Genomic DNA, 23,279 nt, shown 5'->3' on the forward strand with positions numbered 1-23,279 from the left:
ACAGATACAACTAATGAATACCGAATGGCGAACGTATCTCGTGACACAGGAGAGTCGGTCGGCGGGCCGCGAGACCGCGGCGATCGCCGAGGCCGCGCTTGCGGGCGGCGTCGACGCCGTCCAGCTCCGCGAGAAGGGCCGACCGGCGCGGGAGCGGTACGAGCTCGGTCGCCGGCTCCGCGATCTCACCGCCGACGCCGGCGTCCCCCTCATCGTCAACGACCGCGTCGATCTGGCCGCCGCGCTCGGCGCCGACGGCGTCCACCTCGGGCAGTCGGACCTGCCGGTCGGCGTCGCCCGCGAACGCCTCGGCGACGAGGCGATCGTGGGCGTGTCGGCGTCGACGGTTCCGGAGGCGCGGGCGGCCGCAGACGCCGGCGCGGACTATCTCGGGGTGGGCGCGGTGTACGCGACCGACACGAAGGACGTGCCGGCGGAGACGAACGGCGTCGGCCCCGAGCGCGTCGGCGCGATCGCCGACGCCGTCGACCTCCCCGTGGTCGGGATCGGGGGTATCGACGCCACCAACGCGGCTCCGGTCGCTGAGGCGGGCGCGGCCGGGGTGGCGGTGGTCTCGGCGGTCACGGCCGCCGACGATCCGCGTGCCGCGGCCGCGGCGATCCGGGAGGTGGTCGACGATGCGCGATGAGCCCGTCGACGACGCGCTCGTCGCGGCGGCCCTGTCGGCGGTCGAGTCCGCCGCGCCGCTGGTCCACCACCTGACGAACGACGTGACGACGAGCGAGACCGCGAACGTCACGCTCCACTGGGGCGGGCTCCCGGTGATGGCCGACGCCCCGGCGGAGGCGGGCGACATGGCCGCCGGCGCGGACGCGGTCGTGATAAACACGGGGACGGCGTCGACGACCGATATCGACGCCATGGTCGACGCGGGCCGGCGCGCCAACGAGGCGGGCGTCCCGGTCGTGCTCGATCCGGTCGGCTACGGCGCCACGCCCCACCGCGTCGAGTCGGTCGGACGGCTGCTGGACGCGGTGGCGTTCGACGTGATCAAGGGGAACGCCGGGGAGGTCCGCGGGCTCGCCGGCGAGGAGGCGACCGTTCGCGGGGTCGAGTCCGTGGGCGAGAGCGACGCGGGCGTTCCGGACGCGGCGCGGGCGCTCGCGGCGGAGACGGGGGCGGCCGTCGTCGCCTCCGGCCCGACGGACGTCGTCGCCGACGGCGAGGGCGCGTACGCGCTCTCGGTCGGCCACGAGCGCATGGGGTCGTTCGTCGGGTCGGGCTGTATGCTCGCGAGCACGCTCGGAACGCTCTCGGCGGTCGTCGGCGAGCGGGAGGGAGCGCCGGCGTCGACGACCGAGGCCGCGCTCGCCGCGTGCGCCGCGTACGGGCTCGCCGGGGAGCGCGCCGCGGAGGCCGATCCCGCGGGACCGGCGAGCTACCGGACGGCGTTCATGGACGCGGTCGCCGCGGTGGCGTCGGAGCGGCCCGCGCTCGACGTCGCCTCCCGGGTCGAACGGGTCTGAGACAGCCGGGACCGGTCGGGCGCGTTGCGGGCCCTACCGCGTCGCCGCCTTCCACTCGCGGAGGCCGAGCCGCTCGCCGTTCAGCTCCTCGGCGGGCGCCTCGGTGGCGGCCCAGACGAACAGCGGCGCGACGCTCTCGGGATCTCGGGCGCGCTCCTTGCCCGTCAGGTCGGTCGCGACGAGCCCGGGATCGACGACGCCGACGGTGGCCGAGAGGTCGGCCGCGAACCCCCGCGCGACCGCCTCGGCCGCCGCCTTCGAGACGGCGTACGCGCCCATTCCCGGACGGGACTCCCGTGCGACGCCGCCGGAGGGGACGACGACTCGCGCGTCCTCGGCGAGGTGCGGGACGGCCTCCGAAACCGTCGCGAAGACGCCGCGGGCGTTGGTCCGCATGGTGTCGTCGTAGTCGGTGTAGCTCGTCTCGTCGATCGGGCGCTCGCCCGGACCGCCGTGGAAGACGGCCGCGTTCGCGAACACCACGTCGATCGGCCCGGCCTCCCGGGCGACGCCCTCGAAGAACCGCTCCAAGTCGAACTCGTCGCGCACGTCGACGCGGGCGCCCCACGCGACGCCGGCGGGGTCGTCGCCGTCGCCCCCGCCCTCGTTCAGCGCCGCGACCGCGCGGTCGACCGCGTCGCCGTCGCGTCCGGAGACGGCGACGAACGCCCCCTCGTCGACGAACGCCTCGGCGACCGCCCTACCGATCCCGCTCGTTGCGCCGGTGATCGCGACCGTGGGATCCATGTGCGGATCGGTACGGCCGTCGCCGACTTATGCGTACCCACTGCCGGCGGTTTCTCTCGTGGTCGCCACGATTCCCGCCGCCGTCGCCCGGCTCGTGTCCCCGACCGTCTGGCCGGTATTTATACCGCTCCCGCCGTAGGATCAGACATGGACGTGGCCCCGGACATCGACGCCGTGGCCGGCGAATCCGTCGCGGTGATCGGCGGCGGATTCGGTGGCCTCTCGACCGCGTGTTACCTCGCGGACGCCGGCGCGGACGTGACTCTGTTGGAGAAAAACGAGCAGCTCGGCGGGCGCGCGAGCCGGCTGGAGGCCGACGGCTTCCGGTTCGACATGGGACCGTCGTGGTACCTCATGCCGGACGTGTTCGAGCGCTTCTTCGACCACTTCGGCCGGGAACCGTCGGACTTCTACGAGCTGGAGCGGCTCGACCCCCACTACCGGGTGTTCTGGAAAGACGGCGACAGGGTCGACGTGCTCCCGGACCGCGAGGCGAACAAGGCCCTCTTCGAGGAGTACGAGCCCGGCGCGGGCGAGGCGTTCGACGAGTACCTGACGGAGTCCGAGCGCACCTACGAGATCGGGATGGAACACTTCGTGTACGAGGACCGCCCGCGGCTCCGCGACTACGTCGACAGAGACGTGCTCCGTTACTCGTGGGGGCTCTCGCTTCTCGGCAAGATGCAGGGGCACGTCGAGCAGTACTTCGATCACCCGAAGCTCCAGCAGCTGATGCAGTACACGCTCGTCTTCCTCGGCGGGTCGCCGACCAACACCCCCGCGCTGTACAACCTGATGAGCCACGTCGACTACAACATGGGCGTCTACTACCCCGAAGGCGGGATCGGCGCCGTCGTCGACGGGATCGTCGAACTCGGCGCCGAGCTCGGCGTGGAGTACGTCACCGACGCCGAGGTGACGGCCATCGAGGGGCGCCGCGGCGGGTTCGCGCTCGACACCGCGAACGGCGAGCGCTACCTCTCTGACCTGGTCGTCTCCGACGCCGACTACGCCCACACCGAACAGGAGCTGCTCCCGAAACACAAGCGCCAGTACAGCGACGAGTACTGGGAGTCCCGGACGTACGCGCCCTCGGCGTTCCTGCTGTACCTCGGCGTCGAGGGCGACGTGCCGAACCTCGAACACCACACCCTGGTGTTGCCGACGGGGTGGGACCGCCACTTCGAGCAGATCTTCGACGACCCCGCGTGGCCGGAGGACCCGGCCTACTACCTCTGTGTCCCCTCCGAGACCGACGACACGGTCGCGCCCGAGGGACACAGCAACCTGTTCGCCTTGGTTCCCATCGCGCCCGGCCTCGAAGACACCCCCGAACTCCGCGAGGAGTACCGCGATCTCGTGTTGGACGACATCGCCGAGAACACCGGCACCGAACTGCGTGACCGGATCGTCTTCGAGGAGACGTTCTGCGTCGACGACTTCGCCGACCGGTACAACAGCTATCAGGGGAGCGCGCTCGGGCTGGCGCACACCCTGCGCCAGACCTCGCTGCTCCGGCCGTCGCACCGGTCGGACGCCGTCGACGGGCTCTACTTCACGGGGTCGACGACGACCCCCGGTATCGGCGTCCCGATGTGTCTGATCAGCGGACAGCTGACCGCAGAGGAGCTGTCGAAGACCGCGTGATCGGAGCCGTGAGCGACACCGCGACCGACCCCGGCCGACGCTCGATCGGAGACCTCCTCCGGTACCTGCTGGTGCTGTCGCGCCCGCGGTTCTGGCTGTACCTCGCCGGTCCCGTCGCCGTCGGCGTCACCTACGGGATCGCCGACGTGAGTGAACTGTTCACGCCCGTCACGGTCGGCCTCGCGGCGTACTTCCTCGTGCCGGCGAACGTCTTCCTCTACGGCGTCAACGACGCCTTCGACGCCGACATCGACGAGGAGAACCCGAAGAAGGAGGGGCGCGAGGCGCGCTGGCAGGGGGACCGCCTCGTCGCGGTCGCGGTGGTCGCCGCCGGCGCGCTCGGGCTGGCCGCGTTCGCCATCACGCCGCGGGTCGCGTGGCCGTACCTCGCCGGCTTCCTGCTGCTCGGCGCCGGCTACAGCGCGCCGCCGCTGCGGTTCAAGACGACGCCGTTCCTCGACTCCGCGTCGAACGGGCTGTACGTGCTGCCGGGCGCGGCGGCGTACGCCGCCGTGACCGGGACACATCCGCCGACCGCGGCGCTCGCGGGCGCGTGGCTCTGGGCGATGGGGATGCACACCTTCTCCGCGATCCCCGACATCGGGCCCGACCGCGCCGCGGGGATCCGGACGACGGCGACGCTGCTCGGCGAGGGGCGGACGTACGTCTACTGCGCCGCCTGCTGGGTCGCCGCCGCCGTCGCGTTCGCCGCGCTCGATCCCAGACTCGGCGCGCTGCTCGCCGTCTACCCGGCCTTCGCGGCGTGGGTCGCCCTGTCGTCGATCGCGGTCGACCGCGCGTACTGGTGGTTCCCGGCGCTGAACACCGCCGTCGGCACCCTGCTGGCGATGGGGGGACTCTGGCGCGTCTACCCGGTCACGGAGGCGGTCGCGTGAGCGACCACACCGGCTCCGCCTCGGCGTCCGGAGGGCTCGCCGCGCTCCGCGCCCGGCTCCCCGACAGCCGCGGCGAGGCCGAGCGCCTGCTCGACCGGATCGTCCGCGAGAACCGGTTCACCATCGCCGTGCTGTTCCCCCTCGTCGGGGCGATCGCGCTCGTCGGCAGCGCGGAGGGGTGGGTGCCCGAGCCGCTCGCGTTCAACCCGTGGTTCGTGCTGTTCGGCGTGCTGGTGATGCGCTCGCCGCTCGTCGTCGGGGTGTTGCCCGCGATCGACCGCCGCGCAGTCGGGTGGATCGGCGTCCTCATCGCGTACACCTACGCGATCGAACTGCTCGGCGTCGCGACCGGGTGGCCGTACGGCTCGTTCGAGTACATCGTGAGCCTCGGGCCGATGCTCGGCGGGGTGCCGCTGGCGCTCCCGGTCTTCTTCATCCCGCTCGTGGTGAACGCGTACCTGCTCTGCCTCCTGCTTCTCGGCTCGCGGGCGTCGAACGGGTGGCTGCGGCTCGCGACCGTGATCGCCGCGGTGGTGGCGATGGACGTGGTGCTCGACCCCGGCGCGGTCGCGCTCGGCTTCTGGAGCTTCGGCGGCGGCGCCTTCTTCGGCGTCCCCCTCTCGAACTACGCCGGATGGGTGTTGTCGGCGACCGTCGCGGTGGTCACGCTCGACCGCGCGTTCGCGATCGAGGGGCTCGGCGACCGACTGCGCGACTGCGAGTTCATGCTCGACGACATGGTGAGCTTCGTGATCCTCTGGGGCGGGATCAACCTCTGGTACGGGAACCTGCTCCCCGCCGCCGTCGCGGTCGCGTTCGGGCTCGGCCTCGTCCGCGCCGACCGGTTCGACGCGACCCTGTTCACGCAGTGGCGGTGACGCGACGACACCACCGCCGGACGAGCCCGCCGCGGCCCGACTCGGGACACCTTATATACGCCCCGATCGTTCACGGAGGTATGAGCGTTCACGCCGCAGACCACCGACCGGAGGGGACCGAATGAGCGGGCTCGCGATCGAGTACGGCACCCACGAGCGGGTCCGGGAGATCCTCGACCGGCTGACCTACTGTGCCGAGCACGTCAGCATCTCGTTCGACGGGTGGGACGAGCCGCACGTGAAGGGGCCGGGGCTCTACTTCGCGGTCGTCGCCGACCGGGACTACGGCGACTACGCCGACCCGATGGGCGAAAACCGGTGGCCTCGAGAGAGCTGTCCGTCCGCGCTCGCGGAGGACCGGTTCGTCGAGGCGGCCGAGTCGGTGAGCCGCCAGCAGGACGGCGGGATCGTCGTCGCGGTCGACGGCGAGATCGAGGCGCAGATGGTCCGATTCCGCGATCTGGGCACCAGAAGCGACGAGACGGAGCTGGTCGACGACGTGAGCTACGAGCCGTGGATGGGGTCGCGCCACATGAGCGCGATCGAGACCTCGGTCCGCCCGGAGGTCGTCGCGACCGTGACGCTGAGCGAGGAGACGGGGCGGGTGAGCGTCTTCCGCGACGGCGACGCGGAATCGATGGAGCGCGACGAGCTGGGCGGGGAGTGGCGCGCGGAGTGATCGGCGAGCCGCCGCGGCGCTCGCCGTCACCCCGCGTCGTCAAGTAGGCCCCTCGCGTACGGGGGCGCATGCTCGTCGAGGACGTGATGACGACCGACCTCGTCACCTGTGACGCCCGCGCGCCGGTCAGGGTGGCGGTCGAACGGATGCTCCGGAACCGCGTCGGCAGTGTGGTCGTCACGAACGGGGGGAGCCCCGCCGGGATCGTCACCGAGGCCGACGTGCTCCACGCGGGGTACGCCACCGACGACCCGTTCTCGGAGATACCGCTTCGAAAGACGATGAGCAGCCCGCTCGAGACGATTCAGCCGAGGAAACCACTCCGGACCGCGACCGACCGCATGCGCACGGAAGGGATCAAAAAGCTCGTCGTCGTCGACGGGCTGACGCCGGTCGGCATCGTCACGACCGGCGACATCGTCGACAACTACGCGGGGATCAAACGCGAGGTGCGCGACCTGGCGAGCGACGCCGAGCGCTGGTCGAGCCGCGGCGATCGGTTCGACGAGTGAGCGCCGGAGTGCGGGGAGCTCCGCTCAGTCGTCGTCGATGATCCCCTCCGCGACGGCCATGTCGTCGACGCTCGGGTCCGCGGCGGAACTGCGCAGGACGAACCGCTTGCGGATCAGGTCCGCGAAGTAGATCACGGTCCCGAGGATGAGCATCGTGTCCCCCGGGAGCCGCGCCCAGAACAGCGTCTGGACGAGCGACCCCTCGTAGAACGCGAGGCTGCGCGCCGCGGCGTAGCTCTCCGTGAACGCGACCTCCAGCTGGAGGAAGCCGACGGGGAGGACCGAGACGAACACCATCAGCGCGAGCCCGACGTTCCACAGCCAGAACGACGCCCGGAGCCACGAGCCGTCCCAGCGCTCGGGATCGATCGACAGCTGGAGCATGTACGCCACCATTCCCAGCGCGAGGAACCCGAACGCGCCGAACATCGCGGCGTGGGCGTGGCCGACGGTGAGGTAGGTGCCGTGCTCGTAGTAGTTGATCAGCGGGAGGTTGATGAAGAAGCCGAGCACCCCCGCGCCGACGAAGTTCCACACGCCGCTGGCGACGATGAACATGAAGGGGAGCTTGTAGGGGAACCCGCCGGACTCGGTCATCGCCCGGTACTGCCCGATCGCCTCGTACAGGATGAAGATCAGCGGGAGCAGCTCCAGCGTCGAGAAGACGCTCCCGATCGGCACCCAGTAGTCGGGCATCCCGATCCACCAGTAGTGGTGCGAGACGCCGATGACGCCGGTGCCCATCACGAGCAGGGCCTGCAGCATGACCGCCTTCTCGGCGCTGCGCCGCGTGAGGAGGTTCATCGACACCAAGGTGAGCCCGATGATCGCGACGATGAAGAACTCGAAGGCGCCCTCGACCCACATGTGGACGACCCACCACCGCCAGAACTCGGTGACGGCCATGTTCGTCGACGGCGTGAACATGAAGCCGGCGACGAACAGCAGGGTGATCGAGCCGCCGGCGTAGAGGATCATGTGCGCGAGCCCGTACACCGGCTCGCGGTCGAGCAGCGGCTTGAGCCCCCGGATCGCGAGGACCGCCCAGAGGACGAAGCCGACGAGCAGGCCGCCCTGCCACACCTTCCCGACCTCGAGGTACTCCAGCCCCTCGTTGCCGAGGAGCCACCACAGCTGGCCGTCGAAGTAGCCGTTCGCGCCGAGCCAGATGCCGCCCATCCCGCCGACGACGACGGTCACGAGCGCGCCGAGCAGGACGTTGACGTACGTCGACTGACGCTTCGGCTCGTGACCCGTGAGGAGGGGCGGGAGGAACAGCCCGGCGCCGAGCCACGTCGACGCGATCCAGAGGATTCCCAGATCGATGTGCCACGTCTTCGCGATCGAGAACGGGAGCAGCTGCAGGACGTGGACGCCGAACAGCTCCTCGATCCCGAAGAAGCCGGCTCGCTCGATGTAGAAGTGCGCCAGTAACCCCCCGAGCAACACCTGCGCTAAGAACAGCCCGGCGGCGATCGGAACGAAACGGAGCGCCGCGCGCTGGCTCAGGAAGACGCTCACGTCGCCCGGCTCCGGCACGGCGATCCCCTCGGCCGACGGCTCGGGGAGCTTCACCGACTTGTAGAGGAGGATCGCCGCGCCCGCGGCGCCGACGAGCAGCACCATCGCGATCACGCTCCACGTCATCGCGGCGCCGGTCGCGTCGTTGCCGGCGCCCGGCGAGTAGGGCCACTCGTTCGTGTAGGAGTTGTCGCCGTCGGGGCGGTCGGTGTGGGAGAACCACGCGGTCCACAGCGCGAAGTCGGCGAACTCTTCGGCCTCCTCGGTCGAGTCGATCATCCCGACCGGGACGCCGCGGTCGTGGTCCCCCTCGTGGTAGCGCTCGACGTACGTCTCGCGCACCTGCTCGTGGGCGTACGCCTCCGCGGCGGAGTACCGGACGGTGTCGCTCCCGTCGTGCGCGCTGTCGAGGTCGTCGCGAACGGTCTGGTCGACCGCCGCGCGCTCGGCGGAGCTGAGGGTGTCGTAGCCGGAGCCGTACGCCTCCTGCGCGTAGTAGTCGCGCATGTGCTCGGTCTTCAACTCCAGCGTCTCGGCGGTGTAGTCCTCGCCGTAGTACGCGCCGTTACCGAGGATCGACCCGTGGTTCATCAGCCCGTACTGCTGGAACGCCGCCTTCCCGTCCTGCACCGTCTCCGCGGTGGCGATCGTCTCGCCGTCGGGCCCGACGACCTCCTCGGGGATTGGCGGCGCCTCCTGGTACGCGAACCACGCCCCGGCGCCCATGACGGTCAAGTTCAACAGGAACGCCGCGACGATGACCTTCGCGATCGTCTCGCGTGTGAGTTCCATCGGGTGGGCGTTACTTCCACACGGACTATCAGTTTAGTGGCAACATGTTCGGACGCCGTTCCCAGCGACTGACAGCACCCCTCGTCGCGGACGCGACGAACGGAACCCGCCCCGCGGCCCGACGACGCGAACATGTTCGTGCGGTGGCTTACCGGAGAACGCCCCGTATCGCCGCGTATGCCAACGACCAGCGAGGCGGCGGCGCCGGAGGCGGAGAGCGCCGCGGAGTCGACCGCCGAGACCACGGTTACCGTGCGGTGCACCGGGCACGTCCGCACGGAGCTCGGGAAGTACGAGTTCGAGTACAGCTTCGAGGGGGACACCCTCCGAGAGTTCCTCGACGAGCTGTTCGCGGAGTATCCGGAGCTACAGGAGATGCTGATCGCGGAGAGCGAGGCCGAAGCCACCCACAGCGGGTGGGCGCCGACGCCCGAGGAGCTGCCGGGGACCTGGACGAAGAACCCGGTCGGCGAGCAGACGATCGCGTACGCCCGGATCCTCGTGAACGGTCACTTCAACGAGAACGAGAGGGGGTTCGACACCGAACTGGAGGACGGCGACCGGGTCGCGCTGGTGTACCCGTTTATGTTCTGCTGTTAGTCCGCCGTTCGTCCGCGCGGGTGGGGGAATCGGCGTCCCCGAGGCCGCCCGGCGAGTCGGGCCGAACTAGGCCTCGTAGCCCGCCATATCCATCACGGAGGCGAACTGCTCGGTGTCCATCACGCTCTCGTACACCATCCCGCCGATCATGCCGCCGGGGTAGGTCTCGCCGTTCATCGCGTGGTTCACCTTGTGGCAGTGGAGCGCGTAGACGCCCGGATCGGCGCTGGCGGTGAACTCGATCGTCTTGCGTTCGGCGGGCGCGATGGGGATCACGTCCTCGCGGTGTCGCGCGGCCTCGGGGATGACGCCGCCGTCCTTCTCGACCACGGTGAAGCCGTGGTTGTGGGTGTGCATCGCGTGCGACTCGTAGCCGGCGTTGACGAAGTGGATCCGGACCTGATCGCCCTCCTCGACGATCAGGGGAGAGCCCTCCTCCGGGTGGAACGTGTACGGGGCGCACCGCCCGTCGACCGTGAACACGTCGGGGGTCCGGTCACGATGGCTGAACTCCACGTCTCCGCCGGCGGTCGACGCCGAGAGCCGGCTGTCCCAGTCTTTGATCGTGCGGAAAACCTCCTTGTCCGCGGGCTCGTACCCCTCCGGATCGACGCGGAGGATCCCGTACATCCCCATATCGAGGTGGTTCTGGGTCTGGTAGTGACAGTGGTAGAGGTGGGTGCCCGGCTGGTTCGCGTCGATCTCGTAGGTGTACTCCTCGCCCGGCGCGACCTGCTGTCCCGTCGTCGTCGGGACGCCGTCGTCCATCCAGTCCTTGCTGAGCCCGTGGACGTGGAAGGTGTGCGGGCGGTTGTGCTCCGAGTTGTCGTACGTGATCTCCAGTTCGGTCCCCTCGGTGACGCGGAGCAGCGGGCCGGGAACGCTCGGGTCCGTGTCCGGGGTCTGCCACGCCCAGACCTCGGGGAGCTCCCACGGGCCGCCCTTCGTCTCCTCGCCGAGCAGCCGGTGGCGACACGGGGTCGTGGACACGGTGAGGGCGCCGTCCCGCTCGTCCAGATCGATCGTCGTTCGCGGGGAGGTGTACGGGTGGTCCGTCTCGACGGCCGTCGAGTCGCTGCCGGACCACGCCGATACCTGCTCTTGGGCCGCCTCGCTGCTGACGGCGTTTTCCGCCCCCTCTCCGGCGTCCGCTCTCGGGGCGCCACACCCCGCGAGGCCGACCGTCCCGAGCGCCGCGGTCGCCGAGATGAATCCGCGTCTGGAAGCCATGCGCCGACCGGCGCCGTCATCGTCTCTCGTCATGTCCGAACATGAACGGGAGACACGTATAAACTAGAATCAGGATCTACAGACCGTGAGAACGCGATTGTCGGTCGAACGGTTTATACGCGCTCAGTCCCGTTCATCGGCGCGGATTTATAAACGAACGATCCTGATCGACGGCGGCTTTTATCCCCGCCCGGCGCGACCGTCGAGGTGAGATGCGGATCGGCATCGTCTCCGACACCCACGACGACCTCGCCGCCGTCGAGGCGGCCGTAGCGCTGTTCGAACGCGAGGGCGTCGACGCCGTCGTCCACTGCGGCGACTTCGTCGCGCCCTTCTCGGTGACGCCGTTCGACGTCGGGAACGGCCCGGACGCCGGCTTCGACTTCTACGCCGTCCGGGGCAACAACGACGGGGAGTGGGCGGTCGAGTCGACCGTCGACTCCTTCGGCACGTACCTCGGTGAGGCGGGGACGCTCTCCTTCGGCGGCGCCGACGACGGTGACGGCGCCGTCGATGTCGCCGTCGTCCACGGGACGAGCGCGGTCGTCGTCGACGCCCTCGTCGACTGCGGCGACTACGACTACGTGTTCCACGGCCACACCCACGCCCACGGCGTCGAGGAGCGCGGCGGCACGGTGCGAGTGAACCCCGGCGGCCTCCCCATCCCCGTCGACGGCGCGGACGACGCCTTCAGGGTCGCGGTCCTCGACACCGCCGATCGCGACGGGGGCGCTGCTCCCGACGCGGTGACTCACCACGTCCTCGACGCGTAGGAGACCGGACGGGTGAGCCCGGCGGCGTGCGATCCCGACGCACAAACGCGGATTTGTTCTTTCGTTGACCTTTTGGGTGATCCGGTCTGAGGCCTCTGTATGGACAGGCGCGCGTTCCTCCTCCGAGCGGTCGGCCTGGGGGCCTGCGGCGGGCTCGCGGGCTGTGCCGACCTCGTCGACGCCGGAAACGGCGGCGGCGTCGCGGAGCGCGACCCGCCGGACCGCCCCGACGAACTCGCGCCCGAACCGGTCTCGGAGTACGTCGCTACCTACGAGGAGGTCCGCGTGCACAACCGTCACGCCGCGGAGGGGGCGGTCGAGGTGGCCGTCGAGGCCACCGCGGTCTTCGATCACGCCTCCGGAGACGACCACTACGCGACCGCGCAACACGCCGGCTCGGTGTATTACGAGAGCGACGCCGGCGCCCGCTCCGTGGGCGAGCTGTACGCCGACCCGGTTCCGTACCTCGTGACGCCGGACCGAACGCTTCGGTTGGACGTGCGGCGGCGAGCGCTCGAGACCGACGCTCGAGACGACGGCGGGGACGTGTCCGCCGACGAGCGCGCCTCACCCCCGCTCGGCGTCCGGCTCCTCAACGTCACGGAGGAGACGCGCGAACTCGCACTGACGGTGACGCGGCGGAAGACGAACGACGGCGGGGCGGAGACCGGCGAGCCGGTCGCCGACCTCGAGGTCGGGGTCGCCCCGGAGACGGCCGTCGAGGTGCGATCGATCACGGACGTGCGCGGGAGCTACCGCGTCACCGCTCGCATGGAAGACGACGGGGTGACCGGCCAGGGGCGGATCGAGGTCGGGCTCCCGAGCGCGGACCGGGGACCGAACGTCGACATCGTGTGCGACGGTAACGGGGTCTCGACGTGGCATCTCCCCTCGTTCGAAGGGGTCTGAGTCGGCGGGACGCGGGAGCGAGCGTCAGTCGTCGTCGACGGGTTCGACCCCGCGGAACTCGAAGCGCGCCCCGCCGTCCGCGGCGTCGGCGAGCTCGAGCGTCCAGCCGTGCGCGTCGGCGACCTCGGCCACGATCTTGAGTCCGAAGCCGGTCCCCTCCGGATCGGTCGAGACGCCGGCGTCGAACATCTCGTCGCGTCGGTCTGCAGGAATTCCGGGGCCGTCGTCTTCGACGTAGAAGCCGTCGCCGTCGGGGAGGGTGCCGACTTCGACGCGCACCGAGTCGCCGGCGTGAGTGACCGCGTTGGCGAACAGGTTCTCCACGGCCTGGCGCAGGCGGCTTCTGTCGGCTTGGAACCGGAGGTCGTCGGCGACGACGATCTCGGCGGCCGCGGTGTCGACGCTCTCCCAACACTCCCCGGCCAGTTCCGCGAGGGACACCGGCTCCGTCTCGTCGATCGCGGCGCCCTGTCGCGCGAGCGTCAGCATGTCCTCCACGAGCGCCTCCATCCGTTCGAGCGAGCGGGCGACCGCGTCGATCTCGGCCAGCTCCTCGTGCTCGTCGGAGAGCTGTTCGCGGACCATATCGAGGTTCCCGGTCGCGACGTTGAGGGGGCTCCGGAGGTCGTGGGAGACGAGACTGGCGAACTCCTCCAGCCGGTCGCGCTCCCGGGCGACCTCCTGTTCGCGGACCCGGAGCTGGCGTTCTCGCTCGATGCGGACGAACACCATGGTGACGGTGGCGGCCCAGAGGCGCGCGACGGCGAGGTCGGACTCGTCGAACGCGTCCGGTTCCGTGGACCCGATGTTGATGAGCCCGTACCGGCCCAGCGGAAGGATCAGTTCGCTGCGGATCGGCGAGTCCGGATTGTGCCGATCCGAATCCTCGTGCGTGTCGGTCACGTAGGCCGGTTCGCCGGACGTGAACACGCCCCACGAGATGCTGGACGAGTCGGGGCCGAAGGTCGGGTGATTGCCGACGATCTCGTCGGCCACGTCGGTCCAGACGATCGGGTCGAGGCGCTCGTGGCTCTCGTCGTAGAGCCAGATCGCCGCGAGGGGGTGACCGAGCACGTCCTCCACGTACTCCACCGCGGCCTCCGCGGCGAACTCCCGGTCGGTCGTCTTCAGCAGGTCCTGCGTCGCCTCGTGGAGCGCCTCCAGCGTCCGCGTCCGGCGATGGAGCTCGGCCTGCTGGGCGCGCTCCTCCCTGACGTCGACGATCGTGGCGACGAGGAACGTCTCGCCGTCGTGGTCGAACGGCCCGAGGCTGAGCGTCACGGGCACCTCGCTTCCGTCCGCGCGCTGGGCGTGCAGGTCCAGGCTCGCCGCCATCGAGCGCGGCTGGGGGTCGACGACGTAGCGGTGGAGCTCCTCGCCGGCCTCACCGCCGTCGGGGTCGTACACCAGCGTCTCGAAGTTCGTTCCCTCCACCTCCGACGGTGTGTACCCGAGCACCGCCTCGACCTGTTTGTTGCCAGCCCGGACGACGCCGTCGTCGTCGACGATCACGACCGCGTCCGGGATGCCGTCGAGCGCCTCTGGGAACTGCTCCATCGCTACTCCTCGGTCGGCTGGTGGACGTGCCCGCACTCGGGGCACCGGACCTCCTCGCCGCGGAGGTCCGCCGAGGACGCGCGCACCTCCCGCATCACCTCGCTGATCCGGTCCTCGGCGTCGAGCTCGTCGGCGACCGCGAGGTCGACCCCCTCGACCTCTAACAGGAACTTCGCGACCTCCGTCACCTCGTACATCATCTCGTCTAAGTCCTCGGCGGTGAAGAAGCCGGACATCGCGCCGTAGAGGAACGTCGCGCCCGCCTTCGTTACCTTCTCCTCGAAGGAGTAGCGCGCCTGGTTGACCGCCTGCGGCGTGTACGTGTCGGTCATGAAGGGGACGAGCTCGGGGAGGTTCTCACCGATCTTGGTCATCTCGACGCCCGTCTCGGTGCGAAAGTCGGCGCAGAGCCGCGCGATCGCCCACTCTCTGGCCGTGATGTACGTCCGATCGCGGAGGAACTCGTTGACGCGCTCGTAGCGCGCCCCGTCCATCTTCTTGAACCGCTCGTACTTGCGGACCTCGGGAGGGACCTGCTCTTGGCCCTGGTCGGCGCCGTCCGCGTCGCCATGGGCGTCGCCGGCTCCGGTGTCGTCGCCGGCGGGGGTTCCGTCGGCGTCCGTCGCCGAGGGGTCGTCGGTCGGCGCCGACCCCTCCGCCGTGGCGTCGGCGGGCTCGGCGGCGTCGTCCGATCCCGCGTCCGCCGCGGGATCGGTTGGTTCGTTCATGCTACTAGTAACCTTACCGGCGAACAAAAGGGTTGTCGGTGGCCACCCCGAGCCTCGTGGCCCGTCGTGGGCGTCGAGGGCGTCGCGGGCTCGCGGACGGCGCGGCAGGCCCGGGTGCCGCGGGCGACTCGACAGTCACGGCCGGGATCGGTGATCCAACCCTGCGATCGGGTCTCACCGGTGACCGATCGGAGATCCATTTTTGTACCGGCGCACGGAGGGGAGAGGTATGAAGGTGCTTTGCGGGATCGGCGGCAGCGACGACTCGTTCCGCGCGCTCGACCGAACCGTCGAGCGCGCGGCGGTCGCGGACGACGACCTCACGGTGGCGGTCGTCGAGAACCCGGACTCGTCGGTGGAGCCGGACGAGATCGTGCAACGGGCGGAGTCGGCGATCGAAGAGGCGGGCCTCGACGCCGATGTCAGGCTGATCGAGGGCGATCCGGGGAGCCGGATCGTGGAGATCGCCGAGGCGGAGGGGTTCGAAGAGATCGTCCTCGGCGGCGGGCACACGAGCCCGATGGGGAAGATCACGATCGGGTCGATCGCCGAGTTCGTACTGTTGAACGCCAAAACGTCCGTCACGCTGGTCAGATGAGCGACCGTGGATATCCCGACGCGGTGGCCGACGAGTTCACCGCTCCCCCCACGGAGTTCACGGACCGGGAGGATCGCACCGTCGAGCTCCGCCCCTACGAGAACACCGAGCGGGAGCGCGAGGCGCTCGTCGAGATGTACGACAGCTTCGACCCGGCCGACCGCGCGCAGGGGATCCCGCCGGGCGGCGAAGAGCGGATCCGCGAGTGGCTGGACGCGATCCTCGGCGGGGAGTGCCGCAACGTGATCGCGTGGTGCGGCGACGAGGTGGCCGGCCACGCGACGCTGGTGCCCGACGGCGACGCCTACGAGCTGGCGATCTTCGTCCACCAGGAGTATCAGCGCGCCGGCATCGGGACGTACCTGATCCGCGGACTGCTCGGTCACGGACAGGCCGAGGGGATCGAGAAGGTGTGGCTCACAGTGGAGCGCTGGAACCGCGCGGCCGTCTCGCTGTACAAGAAGATCGGGTTCGAGACCTCCGACGCCGAGAGCTTCGAGCTGGAGATGGGGCTCCGGCTGAATCCGGACGCCGAGCGAGAGGAGCCCGACGAGGATCAGTAGCACTGGGGCCGGCCAACGGCCTCGAAGGCGGCCATCCGCGCTCCACGAGAGACCGCGTAGCGTTGGCCGGGATCTTCAAGACTTTACGTGCGGCGGGCGAGCGCTCCGGTATGAGTCATCGGATCCTTCTGCTGGGGGCGCCGGGTGCCGGAAAGGGAACGCAGAGCGCGAAGCTCGCCGAGGAGTACGGCGTCGAGCACGTCACGACCGGGGACGCGCTCCGCGCGAACAAGGACATGGAGACCGAGTACGGGACGCCCCGGTCGTTCATGGAGGCGGGAGATCTCGTCCCGGACCCGGTCGTCAACGAGATCGTCGAGGCCGCGCTGACGGACGCCGACGGCTTCGTGCTCGACGGCTACCCGCGCAACCTCGACCAGGCGGAGTACCTCTCGGAGATCACCGACCTCGACGCCGTGATCTACCTCGATGTCGACGAGGAGGTGCTCGTCGACCGGCTCACCGGTCGGCGCGTCTGCGACGACTGCGGCGCGAACTTCCACGTCGACTTCCAGCCGCCCGAGGAGCCGGGCGTCTGCGACGAGTGCGGCGGCGAGCTGATCCAGCGCGAGGACGACACCGAAGAGACCGCGCGCGAGCGGCTCAACGTGTTCTACGACAACACCGAGCCCGTCATCGAGCACTTCCGCGACGAGGGCGACCTCGTCGAGGTCGACGGCGAGGCGGCGCCGGACGAGGTCTTCGCGCGCATCCGCGAAGTCCTCGACGAGTAGGGTCGACTCACCGAGACGGACGGGGAGTCAGCCGTCGGTGCCGGCGAGCCGGGACGGCGTCGTCGAGGGGAGGCGCTGACGCGCGGTCGCCGGCGATCCTGCAAGGTTCTTAACCGTCCGCCGACAACCGAGCGGTAATGAGCAAGGTCGAACGGAGAGTCCGCTCGCTGATCAGCGATGACAGCGAGATGCGAGACGCTGTCGAGGTCGTCCTCGATAACGCCACTGACGGCGAGGTCCAGTGGGTCGACGTCCGCGACGAGATCACGAGCGGCCAGTGGGGTCGGCTCATCGAGAAGGAGATCCTCGTCGACGGCGACACCGGCTTCGCGCTGGCGGACCGGGACGCCATCGAGGCGGGACTGGAGGACGACGACGACGGCGGCCTGACCGGCGGGGGCGACGTCGACACCCCGGAGACGACCACGTGGACCAAGTGGGATAAGGTCGCCGGGGTCGCGACGCTTGGCGCGTTCGTCGGCTACGCCGTCAACCCGGTCCGGAACGCGATCGCCGGCACCTTCGACGTCGTGTTGGGACCGCTTCTCAACGTCGTTCCCTTCTACGTCGTGATCATGGTCATCGCGCTCGCGACGGGGTTGTACTCGACCCTGCTGCGCGCGGGGCTCATGGATATGGAGAAGATGAGCCAGTACCAGGACCGGATGAAAGACATTCAGGACCGCCGGAAGGAGGCGAAAGAGCGCGACGACCAGGAGGCGCTCGACGCGATCCAGGAGGAGCAGATGGACGCGATGGGCGACCAGCTCGGGATGTTCAAAGAGCAGTTCCGCCCGATGGTGTGGATCATGTTCCTCACGATCCCGGCGTTCCTGTGGATGTTCTGGGTGATCGGCTACCGCGGCTCCGACGCCGCGTACCCCGCCGTCGCCGCCCAAGAGATCGTGATCCCGCTCGCCGGCACGGTCACGTGGGACACGGGGATCGTCGGCCCCATCCAGATGTGGATCCTCTGGTACTTCCTCTGCTCGATGGCGTTCACTCAGCTCGTCCAGAAGAGCCTCAACATCGAGATGTCGCCGTCGTCGTCGTAACGACCTCCCCGTCGACGCTGTTTTGCTCCCGGTAACGCCGTGCTCCGCGGGGCCGACTTCCCACCTCGTCAGGCGTACGCCTCGAACTCCTCGCCGAAGACGAGGAAGTAGCCGGTCCCGACGATCCCGATCGCCGCGGCGACGGTGAAGGCGACCTCCGGGCTGACGAAGTCCCAGAGGGTGCCGCCGATCGCCGCGCTCGGGATGACGATCGTGTTCCGGAGCAGGTAGTAGGTCCCGGTGACGCGGCCGCCCGCGCCCTGTTCGGCGGGACCGACGATGAGCGCCTTGTGCGAGGGAAGGCCGGCGAACCGGAGCCCGGAGAAGGCGAACACGAGGACCAGCGCCCACTGGACCGGGACGACCGAGGAGAGGGCCTCGGGAGCGTAAATGAGAACGACCGGGAACGCGCCGTACACGAAGAAGCCGAGCGCGACGACGGGTTTGAGCCCGACCCGCTCGGCGAGCCTCGCCGCGGGGACCATCGTGAGCAGCGCGACGACCATCTCGACGCCCAGCAGATAGCCGAAGAACGCCGGCGGCGAGAGGTCCACGTCGTAGGCGAACCCGCCGACCGCGACCGTCGTCTCCACTCCCGCCGAGAAGATCTGCGTGACGACGAGCACGAAGAAGACGTACACCATCCCGTTCGCGAAGCGCACGAGGGTGTCGCCGATCAGCAGCGGGCGGAGCGGGTCGGGCATCTCGCGGAGGTCGGTGCGGATCTGCGCGACGCCCTCGAATCGCCCGCCGCCGACGGTGTCGCCGCTCGCGCCGTAGAGGAGGTGTTGCACGAGCGTCCCGACGACGCCGAAGACGACCGCCACCGCGAGCACGTACCGGAAGCTCACGGTGAACGCCGGGTGGAGGTCGATGAGAATCGCCGCGAGGACGGGGCCGATCAGGAACGCGGTGCGCCGGAACGTCTCCGTGCTCGCGAACCCGGCGGCCAGCCGGGACGGGGCCGTCGCCTGCTTCACCACGGCGAACGTCGCCCCGAGCCCGAACGACTTCCACGCCTGCGCGAGCACCAGCCCGACGAAGATCCAGATCCACGGTTCGATCGTCGCGCCCGCGACCGTGATCGTCCCGACGGCCGGGGCGACCAGCCAGACGGCGAAGCCGACGGTGGAGACCAGTCCGAAGGCCGTCAGCGCGTACCGCGATCCGATCCGGTCGGAGATGGCGCCGCCCGGATACGGGTACAGCGCGGAGATGACGTTGCCGAAGGTGCCGAACAGCCCGACGACGAATCCGGACGCCCCGAGCGCCACCATATACTCCGGGAGGAATCGGTTCGTCATCTGGAAGCCGAGGCTGAACGCGAACATCGCCAGCGAGACCACCAGCACGTCTCGCTCTAAGGCGAGGAACTGCCGGAACGTCTCGAACGGCGTCGTCTCCTCCGAGTCGCCGGCGGCGTCGTTGCTCATCGTCGGGGGACGCGTGAAACTGCGGCGACGGTGTCGACGCACGGACGGAGACCGGGTCGGGACCGAGCGAAGTCGGTGGCGGTGGACGTCCCGTCTCTCATGGTCGCGTATTCGCTCCCGTCGTCAAATAGGTTCTCACCCGATCGCCGAAGGCACACCGACCGCCGCCCCAAGGTTTACTCTCGGCTCGCCACAGGGTCGACCATGCACGCCGACGAGATCGACCCGCAGGCGAAGGCGGCGATCGAGCGCCAAGAGCGGTTCCCGATCCCGCACAGCCGGTGGGGGTTGAAGCTCGCGCGCCTGCTCACGAGACCGGCGATGTGGGTCCAGAATCGGAACCCGCCAGAGGTCGGGGAAACCGCGGACGGGACGATCCCCGGGGCCGACGGCGATCTCGACGTTCGGCTGTACCGCCCCGACGCCGACGGCCCGTTTCCGACGGTCGTGTTCTTCCACGGCGGCGGGTTCGTCCTCGGGAGCGTCGCGACCCACGACCGGCTCTGTCGCCATCTCACGCGGGAGAGCGGCTGTGCCGTCCTCTCGGTCGACTACCGGCTCGCGCCCGAACACCCGTTCCCCGCGGCGGTCGCGGACGCGTACGCGGCGGTCGAGTGGGCGGCCGCCAACCCGGACGCGATCGACGGGACCGGGGATATCGCCGTCGCCGGCGACTCGGCCGGGGGCGCGCTCGCCGCCGTCGCCGCGCTCATGGCCGCCGAGCGCGACGGCCCCGAAATCGCGTATCAGGCGCTGTTGTACCCCGGCGTCGGCGTCGAAGTCGATCAGCCGTCGGTCGAGGAGCACGCCGGGATCGTCCTCGACGAAGCGGACCTGGAGTGGTTCATGGCGTGTTACTACGACCACGAGATCCACCAGCGAAACCCGTACGCCGACCCGACGAACGCGGGCGACGTGTCCGGCGTCGCTCCCGCGACGGTCGTCACCGCCGGCTTCGACCCGCTCCGCGACGGCGGGAGGGCGTACGCCGAGCAGTTGGTCGGAGACGGCGTCCCGACGCGCTACGAGAACTACGCTGACCAGGTGCACGGCTTCATGACGCTCCGCGGGGTGGACCGGGCGACCGAGGCCATCGCGGACGTGGCCGACGACCTCGCCGGCGCGCTCCGAGCGGACTGATCGGGCGGCGACCGCGGGCGGTCGTCGGAGCGACCGCGCCTACTTCGGAGCGAGAGAGACAGCCGTCCCCTCACTCCCGCTCGTCGGCCGCGACGAACTCGCGGATCACCGCGGCCTCGGCCTTCCGAACCAGTTCGCCGGCCGTGCTCGTCGAGCAGTCGAGCGCCGCTGCCACGTCCGCGATCGTCCCGTCGCGGGGGACTTCGTAGTACCCCGCCTCGACCGCCGCCTCCAACGCGGCCCGCTGCCGGTCCGTGAGCCGCGACGGCGACGCCGCCCGCTCGAACTCGCGAACCCGCTCGATCGTGGCGTCGCTGAGGTCGGCGAGCGCCTCGTGAAACGCGCCGAGCGCACCGGTCTCGCCGACCGCCTCGAACCGCCCGGCGCCGGTGTCGAGAAAGACGACCGGCGGGAGAAATGCCACGCGGGCGGCCGCGATCGCGTCCAGCACTGCCGGCGCGAACTCGTAGCTCTCCTGGCGGAGAAACGCGTACGTCCCGCCTCCGCCCTCGACGAGCTCGCTCGCGACGAGCGAATCGACGGCGTCGACGACCGACGCCGTCGCGTCCGCGTCCGCGTCACACCAGAACAGCGTCGTCGCGTCCGCCGTGGGACTCCACGTCAACAGCTCGGCGCGGGTGACCGGTCCGGCCTCGGTGATCCGCCGGTGAAGCGGGTGGACGAGCCGCTCCGGATACGTCACCGAGAACTGGACGCGTTTCATCCCCTCGACGTGGATCGCCGGCGGCGACGCTTCAAATCCGGTGATTCGGTCGTCGTGTCCGGCGCCGCCCACACGAGTTCACCGGGAGTCAGCCAGCGCGTCCGGGACGGAGCGGAGCAGCGTCCCGAGGTGGTCGGCGTCGTCGAGCACCTCCAACCGGGCGGTCGGGGGCGCAGCCTCGAACCGTCGAACGCTCTCGATCGGTACGTTGGCGTCGTCGTCGCCGTGCCAGAACCGCACCGTCGCGTCGATCGCGTCGAACTCGATGTCCCAGTCGGTCGCGGTCTGTCGGAACTCGGTCACTGCGCCGCTGCGGTGCCGGGCGAGGGCCTCGAGGAAGTCCGCCCGGACGATCTCCGCCGCGCGATCGGAGACGCTGTCGCCCGGGTCACCGGTGGTGTACTGGGCCACGACGAACGAGGGGTCGCGGCGCTCCGCGACCCACCGCTGGGCGCGCAACATCCCGGCGAGCACCGGCGGTGCCGTCGACGCGACCCCGCTCAGTACTCGCTGTACCGCGGGGCGGTCGCGAACGTACGCCGGCGGCGTCGCGCCGGCGATCACCTCCAGCCGGTCGATCCGACGCGGCGACTCCGCCGCGGCCGCGAACGCGTACGGGGCGCCGCCCGAGAACGCGACGAGGCGCGCGGCGTCGACCCCCGCGTGATCGAGCACGGCCCGGACGACCCGATCGCCGTCGCGTATCGACCGGTCGGGCCACGGGTCGGATCGACCGTAGCCGGGCCGGTCGGGCGCGAGCAGCCGGACCCCGGCGTCTCGCGCCGTCGAGTCGAACAGTTCAGCGAGCCGCCGCGACCCGGGCGTCCCGTGGAGAAACACCACCGGAGACCCGTCTGCCGCCCCGTACTCGGCGTACGCGAGCTGGCGGTCGCTTGCTCCAACCGTCGTGATCCGCACCTCGTCACGCGCCGTCGACCGCTCCGAGGCGGGCGCCGTCTGGGCACTCATTGTGTCGAAAGACGGGCTCATCACGGGTGGGCATGGTGCCGGACCCATCCGGTGGTTTTTAACTGATGGTTCGGTCGGCGGTCAGATCGACGCTCCGCCGACCCACCGGGCGTGACGGCGACCCATCGGGCGTGACGACAGCCTACCGGGCGTGACGACGGCCTACCGAGTGTGACAACGCCTTACCGCACGCGACAGCACCCCACGGGACCGCAACGCTTTCGTTTACTGTCGCTGTCAGGTCCGTCATGCGACGCCGCCGACTCCTCGCGTGCGGAACCGCCCTCCTCACCGCTCCGCTCGCCGGCTGTGCCCACCCCTCCGTCGTCCTCGACCTGAACGAGGCGACCGCGGACGATGTCGCCGACGAGGTGTCGATACACGCGGAGCCCGACTCGGAGGAGTACCAGGTCGTCGCGTCGGCGCTCGAAAACGGGTCCGCCACGCGCCGCGGGCGGTACGAGCTGTTCGACCGCACCGACACCGTCCGGGTCGACGGGGCGTTCTACGAGGTCTCCGAGACGCGGGTCGCGAGCAGCGAGGTGACCGTGTACGAGGTGCTCGTCGATTTGGATCCGGAGGACGCGACGCCGGAAGTGGGCGAGATCGCGTTCGAGGATCTCCCGGAAACGGACCGACGGCGGCTCGAACCGATCCTCTCCGAGGATCCGCCCCAGCAGGACGGTTACGACATCGGCGCCGATTACGGGAGCGCCGAAGCGGTCGGGAACGACTCGGTGTTCGTCCCGGAGCGGCGGTACGACGTGCTCGTGTACAACGGGGAGCGGTATCGGATCGCGGTCGACTCGCGCACCGCGTCCGAGGCCGAGTACCGGTACGAGGCGACCGAAGTGGCGCCCGACGTCGCGGCGTTCGCCGACCGCGTCCGGGACCGGTACCTGTTCGTGCTCGCGGGGCTCTCGGACGCGGAGCGCGAGGTGGTCGAGGAGTCGATCGACGGCGCGTACTACGAGGACGACGAGGCCTTCCGATCGGTGGCCGAGCGCATCCGGGAGCGCGAAGGAATCCGCGAAGCGGACTTCTACGGGACGTGGCTGCTGGAGTACGAGGGCGCGGAGTACCTCGCCTACGTCGAGTGGTGAGCGC

The 23,279-nt window shown here is 70.1% G+C and carries 24 protein-coding genes; 16 read left to right on the forward strand and 8 right to left on the reverse strand.

What is annotated here, in order from left to right; all coding sequences use genetic code 11:
- Positions 1-13: 13 nt before the first annotated feature.
- Together thiE and thiM are read left to right on the forward strand one after the other, a co-directional pair.
- A complete protein-coding gene (gene thiE, locus DJ69_RS10250; protein ID WP_099255510.1) occupies positions 14-649 on the forward strand; it encodes a thiamine phosphate synthase in 636 nt (211 codons plus the stop codon).
- Positions 639-1,487, forward strand: a complete 849-nt coding sequence (gene thiM / locus DJ69_RS10255) for a hydroxyethylthiazole kinase (protein WP_099255511.1) — start codon at positions 639-641, stop codon at positions 1,485-1,487. The genes thiE and thiM overlap by 11 nt, the downstream gene beginning before the upstream one ends.
- Positions 1,488-1,520: 33 nt before the next feature.
- Here the strand turns inward: thiM and DJ69_RS10260 are convergent, their stop codons facing one another.
- Positions 1,521-2,234, reverse strand: coding sequence for an SDR family oxidoreductase (locus tag DJ69_RS10260; protein ID WP_099255512.1), 714 nt, complete (start codon positions 2,232-2,234; stop codon positions 1,521-1,523).
- A gap of 147 nt (positions 2,235-2,381) precedes the next feature.
- On the opposite strand from DJ69_RS10260, the gene DJ69_RS10265 reads away from it, so the two are divergent.
- The 5 genes from DJ69_RS10265 (at position 2,382) to DJ69_RS10285 (ending at position 6,846) form a co-directional block, all read left to right on the forward strand.
- Positions 2,382-3,881 (forward strand): phytoene desaturase family protein, encoded by a 1,500-nt coding sequence (locus DJ69_RS10265; protein ID WP_099255513.1) that lies wholly within the window; start codon positions 2,382-2,384, stop codon positions 3,879-3,881.
- Positions 3,878-4,777 (forward strand): prenyltransferase, encoded by a 900-nt coding sequence (locus tag DJ69_RS10270; protein ID WP_099255514.1) that lies wholly within the window; start codon positions 3,878-3,880, stop codon positions 4,775-4,777. Before DJ69_RS10265 ends, DJ69_RS10270 begins: the two co-directional genes overlap by 4 nt.
- A complete protein-coding gene (cruF, locus tag DJ69_RS10275) occupies positions 4,774-5,655 on the forward strand; it encodes a bisanhydrobacterioruberin hydratase (protein WP_099255515.1) in 882 nt (293 codons plus the stop codon). The genes DJ69_RS10270 and cruF overlap by 4 nt, the downstream gene beginning before the upstream one ends.
- A 121-nt stretch (positions 5,656-5,776) precedes the next feature.
- Entirely contained in the window at positions 5,777-6,334 is a 558-nt protein-coding gene (locus DJ69_RS10280) for a diadenylate cyclase (protein ID WP_099255516.1), read from the forward strand.
- Between the two features lie 68 nt (positions 6,335-6,402).
- The gene (locus DJ69_RS10285) at positions 6,403-6,846 is read left to right on the forward strand and encodes a CBS domain-containing protein (protein ID WP_099255517.1); all 444 of its coding nucleotides are present in this window, start codon (positions 6,403-6,405) and stop codon (positions 6,844-6,846) included.
- Between the two features lie 24 nt (positions 6,847-6,870).
- On the opposite strand, the gene DJ69_RS10290 is transcribed toward DJ69_RS10285, so the two are convergent.
- Positions 6,871-9,159, reverse strand: coding sequence for a nitric-oxide reductase large subunit (locus tag DJ69_RS10290; RefSeq protein WP_099255518.1), 2,289 nt, complete (start codon positions 9,157-9,159; stop codon positions 6,871-6,873).
- 177 nt (positions 9,160-9,336) lie between these two features.
- Here DJ69_RS10290 and DJ69_RS10295 point away from each other — a divergent pair, with 177 nt between their 5' ends.
- A complete protein-coding gene (locus DJ69_RS10295) occupies positions 9,337-9,759 on the forward strand; it encodes a MoaD/ThiS family protein (protein ID WP_099255519.1) in 423 nt (140 codons plus the stop codon).
- A 66-nt stretch (positions 9,760-9,825) separates the two neighbouring features.
- Here DJ69_RS10295 and DJ69_RS10300 read toward each other — a convergent pair whose 3' ends face one another.
- A complete protein-coding gene (locus DJ69_RS10300; protein WP_099255520.1) occupies positions 9,826-11,022 on the reverse strand; it encodes a multicopper oxidase domain-containing protein in 1,197 nt (398 codons plus the stop codon).
- 179 nt (positions 11,023-11,201) lie between these two features.
- On the opposite strand from DJ69_RS10300, the gene DJ69_RS10305 reads away from it, so the two are divergent.
- A complete protein-coding gene (locus tag DJ69_RS10305; protein ID WP_099255521.1) occupies positions 11,202-11,762 on the forward strand; it encodes a YfcE family phosphodiesterase in 561 nt (186 codons plus the stop codon).
- Positions 11,763-11,861: 99 nt separating this feature from the next.
- Positions 11,862-12,671, forward strand: a complete 810-nt coding sequence (locus tag DJ69_RS10310) for a hypothetical protein (protein ID WP_099255522.1) — start codon at positions 11,862-11,864, stop codon at positions 12,669-12,671.
- Positions 12,672-12,695: 24 nt separating this feature from the next.
- On the opposite strand, the gene DJ69_RS10315 is transcribed toward DJ69_RS10310, so the two are convergent.
- Positions 12,696-14,228, reverse strand: coding sequence for a GAF domain-containing sensor histidine kinase (locus DJ69_RS10315; protein WP_099255523.1), 1,533 nt, complete (start codon positions 14,226-14,228; stop codon positions 12,696-12,698).
- A 2-nt stretch (positions 14,229-14,230) separates the two neighbouring features.
- A complete protein-coding gene (locus DJ69_RS10320; protein WP_099255524.1) occupies positions 14,231-14,956 on the reverse strand; it encodes a DUF5806 family protein in 726 nt (241 codons plus the stop codon).
- A gap of 229 nt (positions 14,957-15,185) precedes the next feature.
- On the opposite strand from DJ69_RS10320, the gene DJ69_RS10325 reads away from it, so the two are divergent.
- From DJ69_RS10325 to DJ69_RS10340, 4 genes are all read left to right on the forward strand, one after another.
- Positions 15,186-15,554: a universal stress protein gene (locus DJ69_RS10325; protein ID WP_099255525.1), complete on the forward strand. Its 369-nt coding sequence runs from the start codon at positions 15,186-15,188 to the stop codon at positions 15,552-15,554.
- On the forward strand, positions 15,551-16,117 hold the full coding sequence (locus DJ69_RS10330) for a GNAT family N-acetyltransferase (RefSeq protein ID WP_099255526.1): 567 nt from the start codon (positions 15,551-15,553) through the stop codon (positions 16,115-16,117). Before DJ69_RS10325 ends, DJ69_RS10330 begins: the two co-directional genes overlap by 4 nt.
- 110 nt (positions 16,118-16,227) lie before the next feature.
- On the forward strand, positions 16,228-16,851 hold the full coding sequence (locus tag DJ69_RS10335) for an adenylate kinase (RefSeq protein ID WP_099255527.1): 624 nt from the start codon (positions 16,228-16,230) through the stop codon (positions 16,849-16,851).
- A gap of 137 nt (positions 16,852-16,988) precedes the next feature.
- Entirely contained in the window at positions 16,989-17,906 is a 918-nt protein-coding gene (locus DJ69_RS10340) for a DUF106 domain-containing protein (protein WP_099255528.1), read from the forward strand.
- Positions 17,907-17,974: 68 nt separating this feature from the next.
- On the opposite strand, the gene DJ69_RS10345 is transcribed toward DJ69_RS10340, so the two are convergent.
- Positions 17,975-19,339: an MFS transporter gene (locus DJ69_RS10345; RefSeq protein WP_099255529.1), complete on the reverse strand. Its 1,365-nt coding sequence runs from the start codon at positions 19,337-19,339 to the stop codon at positions 17,975-17,977.
- Positions 19,340-19,543: 204 nt separating this feature from the next.
- Here DJ69_RS10345 and DJ69_RS10350 point away from each other — a divergent pair, with 204 nt between their 5' ends.
- The gene (locus tag DJ69_RS10350; RefSeq protein WP_099255530.1) at positions 19,544-20,479 is read left to right on the forward strand and encodes an alpha/beta hydrolase; all 936 of its coding nucleotides are present in this window, start codon (positions 19,544-19,546) and stop codon (positions 20,477-20,479) included.
- A 70-nt stretch (positions 20,480-20,549) separates the two neighbouring features.
- Here DJ69_RS10350 and DJ69_RS10355 read toward each other — a convergent pair whose 3' ends face one another.
- Both DJ69_RS10355 and DJ69_RS10360 read right to left on the reverse strand, forming a co-directional pair.
- Positions 20,550-21,203 (reverse strand): helix-turn-helix domain-containing protein, encoded by a 654-nt coding sequence (locus DJ69_RS10355; RefSeq protein ID WP_099255619.1) that lies wholly within the window; start codon positions 21,201-21,203, stop codon positions 20,550-20,552.
- A 78-nt stretch (positions 21,204-21,281) separates the two neighbouring features.
- Positions 21,282-22,172 carry an alpha/beta fold hydrolase gene (locus DJ69_RS10360; protein WP_099255531.1) on the reverse strand — a complete coding sequence of 297 codons (891 nt, stop codon included), beginning with the start codon at positions 22,170-22,172 and terminating at the stop codon, positions 21,282-21,284.
- Positions 22,173-22,420: 248 nt separating this feature from the next.
- Here DJ69_RS10360 and DJ69_RS10365 point away from each other — a divergent pair, with 248 nt between their 5' ends.
- Entirely contained in the window at positions 22,421-23,275 is an 855-nt protein-coding gene (locus tag DJ69_RS10365; RefSeq protein WP_099255532.1) for a hypothetical protein, read from the forward strand.
- Positions 23,276-23,279: the final 4 nt, after the last annotated feature.

The sequence above is a fragment of the Halorubrum persicum genome (genome assembly GCF_002727125.1).
Classification (GTDB): Archaea; Halobacteriota; Halobacteria; order Halobacteriales; family Haloferacaceae; genus Halorubrum; species Halorubrum persicum.

Excerpts from the sequence above, each read along its gene's own strand:
- thiE (WP_099255510.1), top strand. The coding sequence starts at position 14 with ATGAATACCGAATGGCGAACGTATCTCGTGACACAGGAGAGTCGGTCG.
- thiM (WP_099255511.1), top strand. The coding sequence starts at position 639 with ATGCGCGATGAGCCCGTCGACGACGCGCTCGTCGCGGCGGCCCTGTCG.
- DJ69_RS10260 (WP_099255512.1), bottom strand. The coding sequence starts at position 2,234 with ATGGATCCCACGGTCGCGATCACCGGCGCAACGAGCGGGATCGGTAGG.
- DJ69_RS10265 (WP_099255513.1), top strand. The coding sequence starts at position 2,382 with ATGGACGTGGCCCCGGACATCGACGCCGTGGCCGGCGAATCCGTCGCG.
- DJ69_RS10280 (WP_099255516.1), top strand. The coding sequence starts at position 5,777 with ATGAGCGGGCTCGCGATCGAGTACGGCACCCACGAGCGGGTCCGGGAG.
- DJ69_RS10285 (WP_099255517.1), top strand. The coding sequence starts at position 6,403 with ATGCTCGTCGAGGACGTGATGACGACCGACCTCGTCACCTGTGACGCC.
- DJ69_RS10290 (WP_099255518.1), bottom strand. The coding sequence starts at position 9,159 with ATGGAACTCACACGCGAGACGATCGCGAAGGTCATCGTCGCGGCGTTC.
- DJ69_RS10295 (WP_099255519.1), top strand. The coding sequence starts at position 9,337 with ATGCCAACGACCAGCGAGGCGGCGGCGCCGGAGGCGGAGAGCGCCGCG.
- DJ69_RS10300 (WP_099255520.1), bottom strand. The coding sequence starts at position 11,022 with ATGACGAGAGACGATGACGGCGCCGGTCGGCGCATGGCTTCCAGACGC.
- DJ69_RS10305 (WP_099255521.1), top strand. The coding sequence starts at position 11,202 with ATGCGGATCGGCATCGTCTCCGACACCCACGACGACCTCGCCGCCGTC.
- DJ69_RS10310 (WP_099255522.1), top strand. The coding sequence starts at position 11,862 with ATGGACAGGCGCGCGTTCCTCCTCCGAGCGGTCGGCCTGGGGGCCTGC.
- DJ69_RS10315 (WP_099255523.1), bottom strand. The coding sequence starts at position 14,228 with ATGGAGCAGTTCCCAGAGGCGCTCGACGGCATCCCGGACGCGGTCGTG.
- DJ69_RS10320 (WP_099255524.1), bottom strand. The coding sequence starts at position 14,956 with ATGAACGAACCAACCGATCCCGCGGCGGACGCGGGATCGGACGACGCC.
- DJ69_RS10325 (WP_099255525.1), top strand. The coding sequence starts at position 15,186 with ATGAAGGTGCTTTGCGGGATCGGCGGCAGCGACGACTCGTTCCGCGCG.
- DJ69_RS10330 (WP_099255526.1), top strand. The coding sequence starts at position 15,551 with ATGAGCGACCGTGGATATCCCGACGCGGTGGCCGACGAGTTCACCGCT.
- DJ69_RS10335 (WP_099255527.1), top strand. The coding sequence starts at position 16,228 with ATGAGTCATCGGATCCTTCTGCTGGGGGCGCCGGGTGCCGGAAAGGGA.
- DJ69_RS10340 (WP_099255528.1), top strand. The coding sequence starts at position 16,989 with ATGAGCAAGGTCGAACGGAGAGTCCGCTCGCTGATCAGCGATGACAGC.
- DJ69_RS10345 (WP_099255529.1), bottom strand. The coding sequence starts at position 19,339 with ATGAGCAACGACGCCGCCGGCGACTCGGAGGAGACGACGCCGTTCGAG.
- DJ69_RS10350 (WP_099255530.1), top strand. The coding sequence starts at position 19,544 with ATGCACGCCGACGAGATCGACCCGCAGGCGAAGGCGGCGATCGAGCGC.
- DJ69_RS10355 (WP_099255619.1), bottom strand. The coding sequence starts at position 21,203 with ATGAAACGCGTCCAGTTCTCGGTGACGTATCCGGAGCGGCTCGTCCAC.
- DJ69_RS10360 (WP_099255531.1), bottom strand. The coding sequence starts at position 22,172 with ATGAGTGCCCAGACGGCGCCCGCCTCGGAGCGGTCGACGGCGCGTGAC.
- DJ69_RS10365 (WP_099255532.1), top strand. The coding sequence starts at position 22,421 with ATGCGACGCCGCCGACTCCTCGCGTGCGGAACCGCCCTCCTCACCGCT.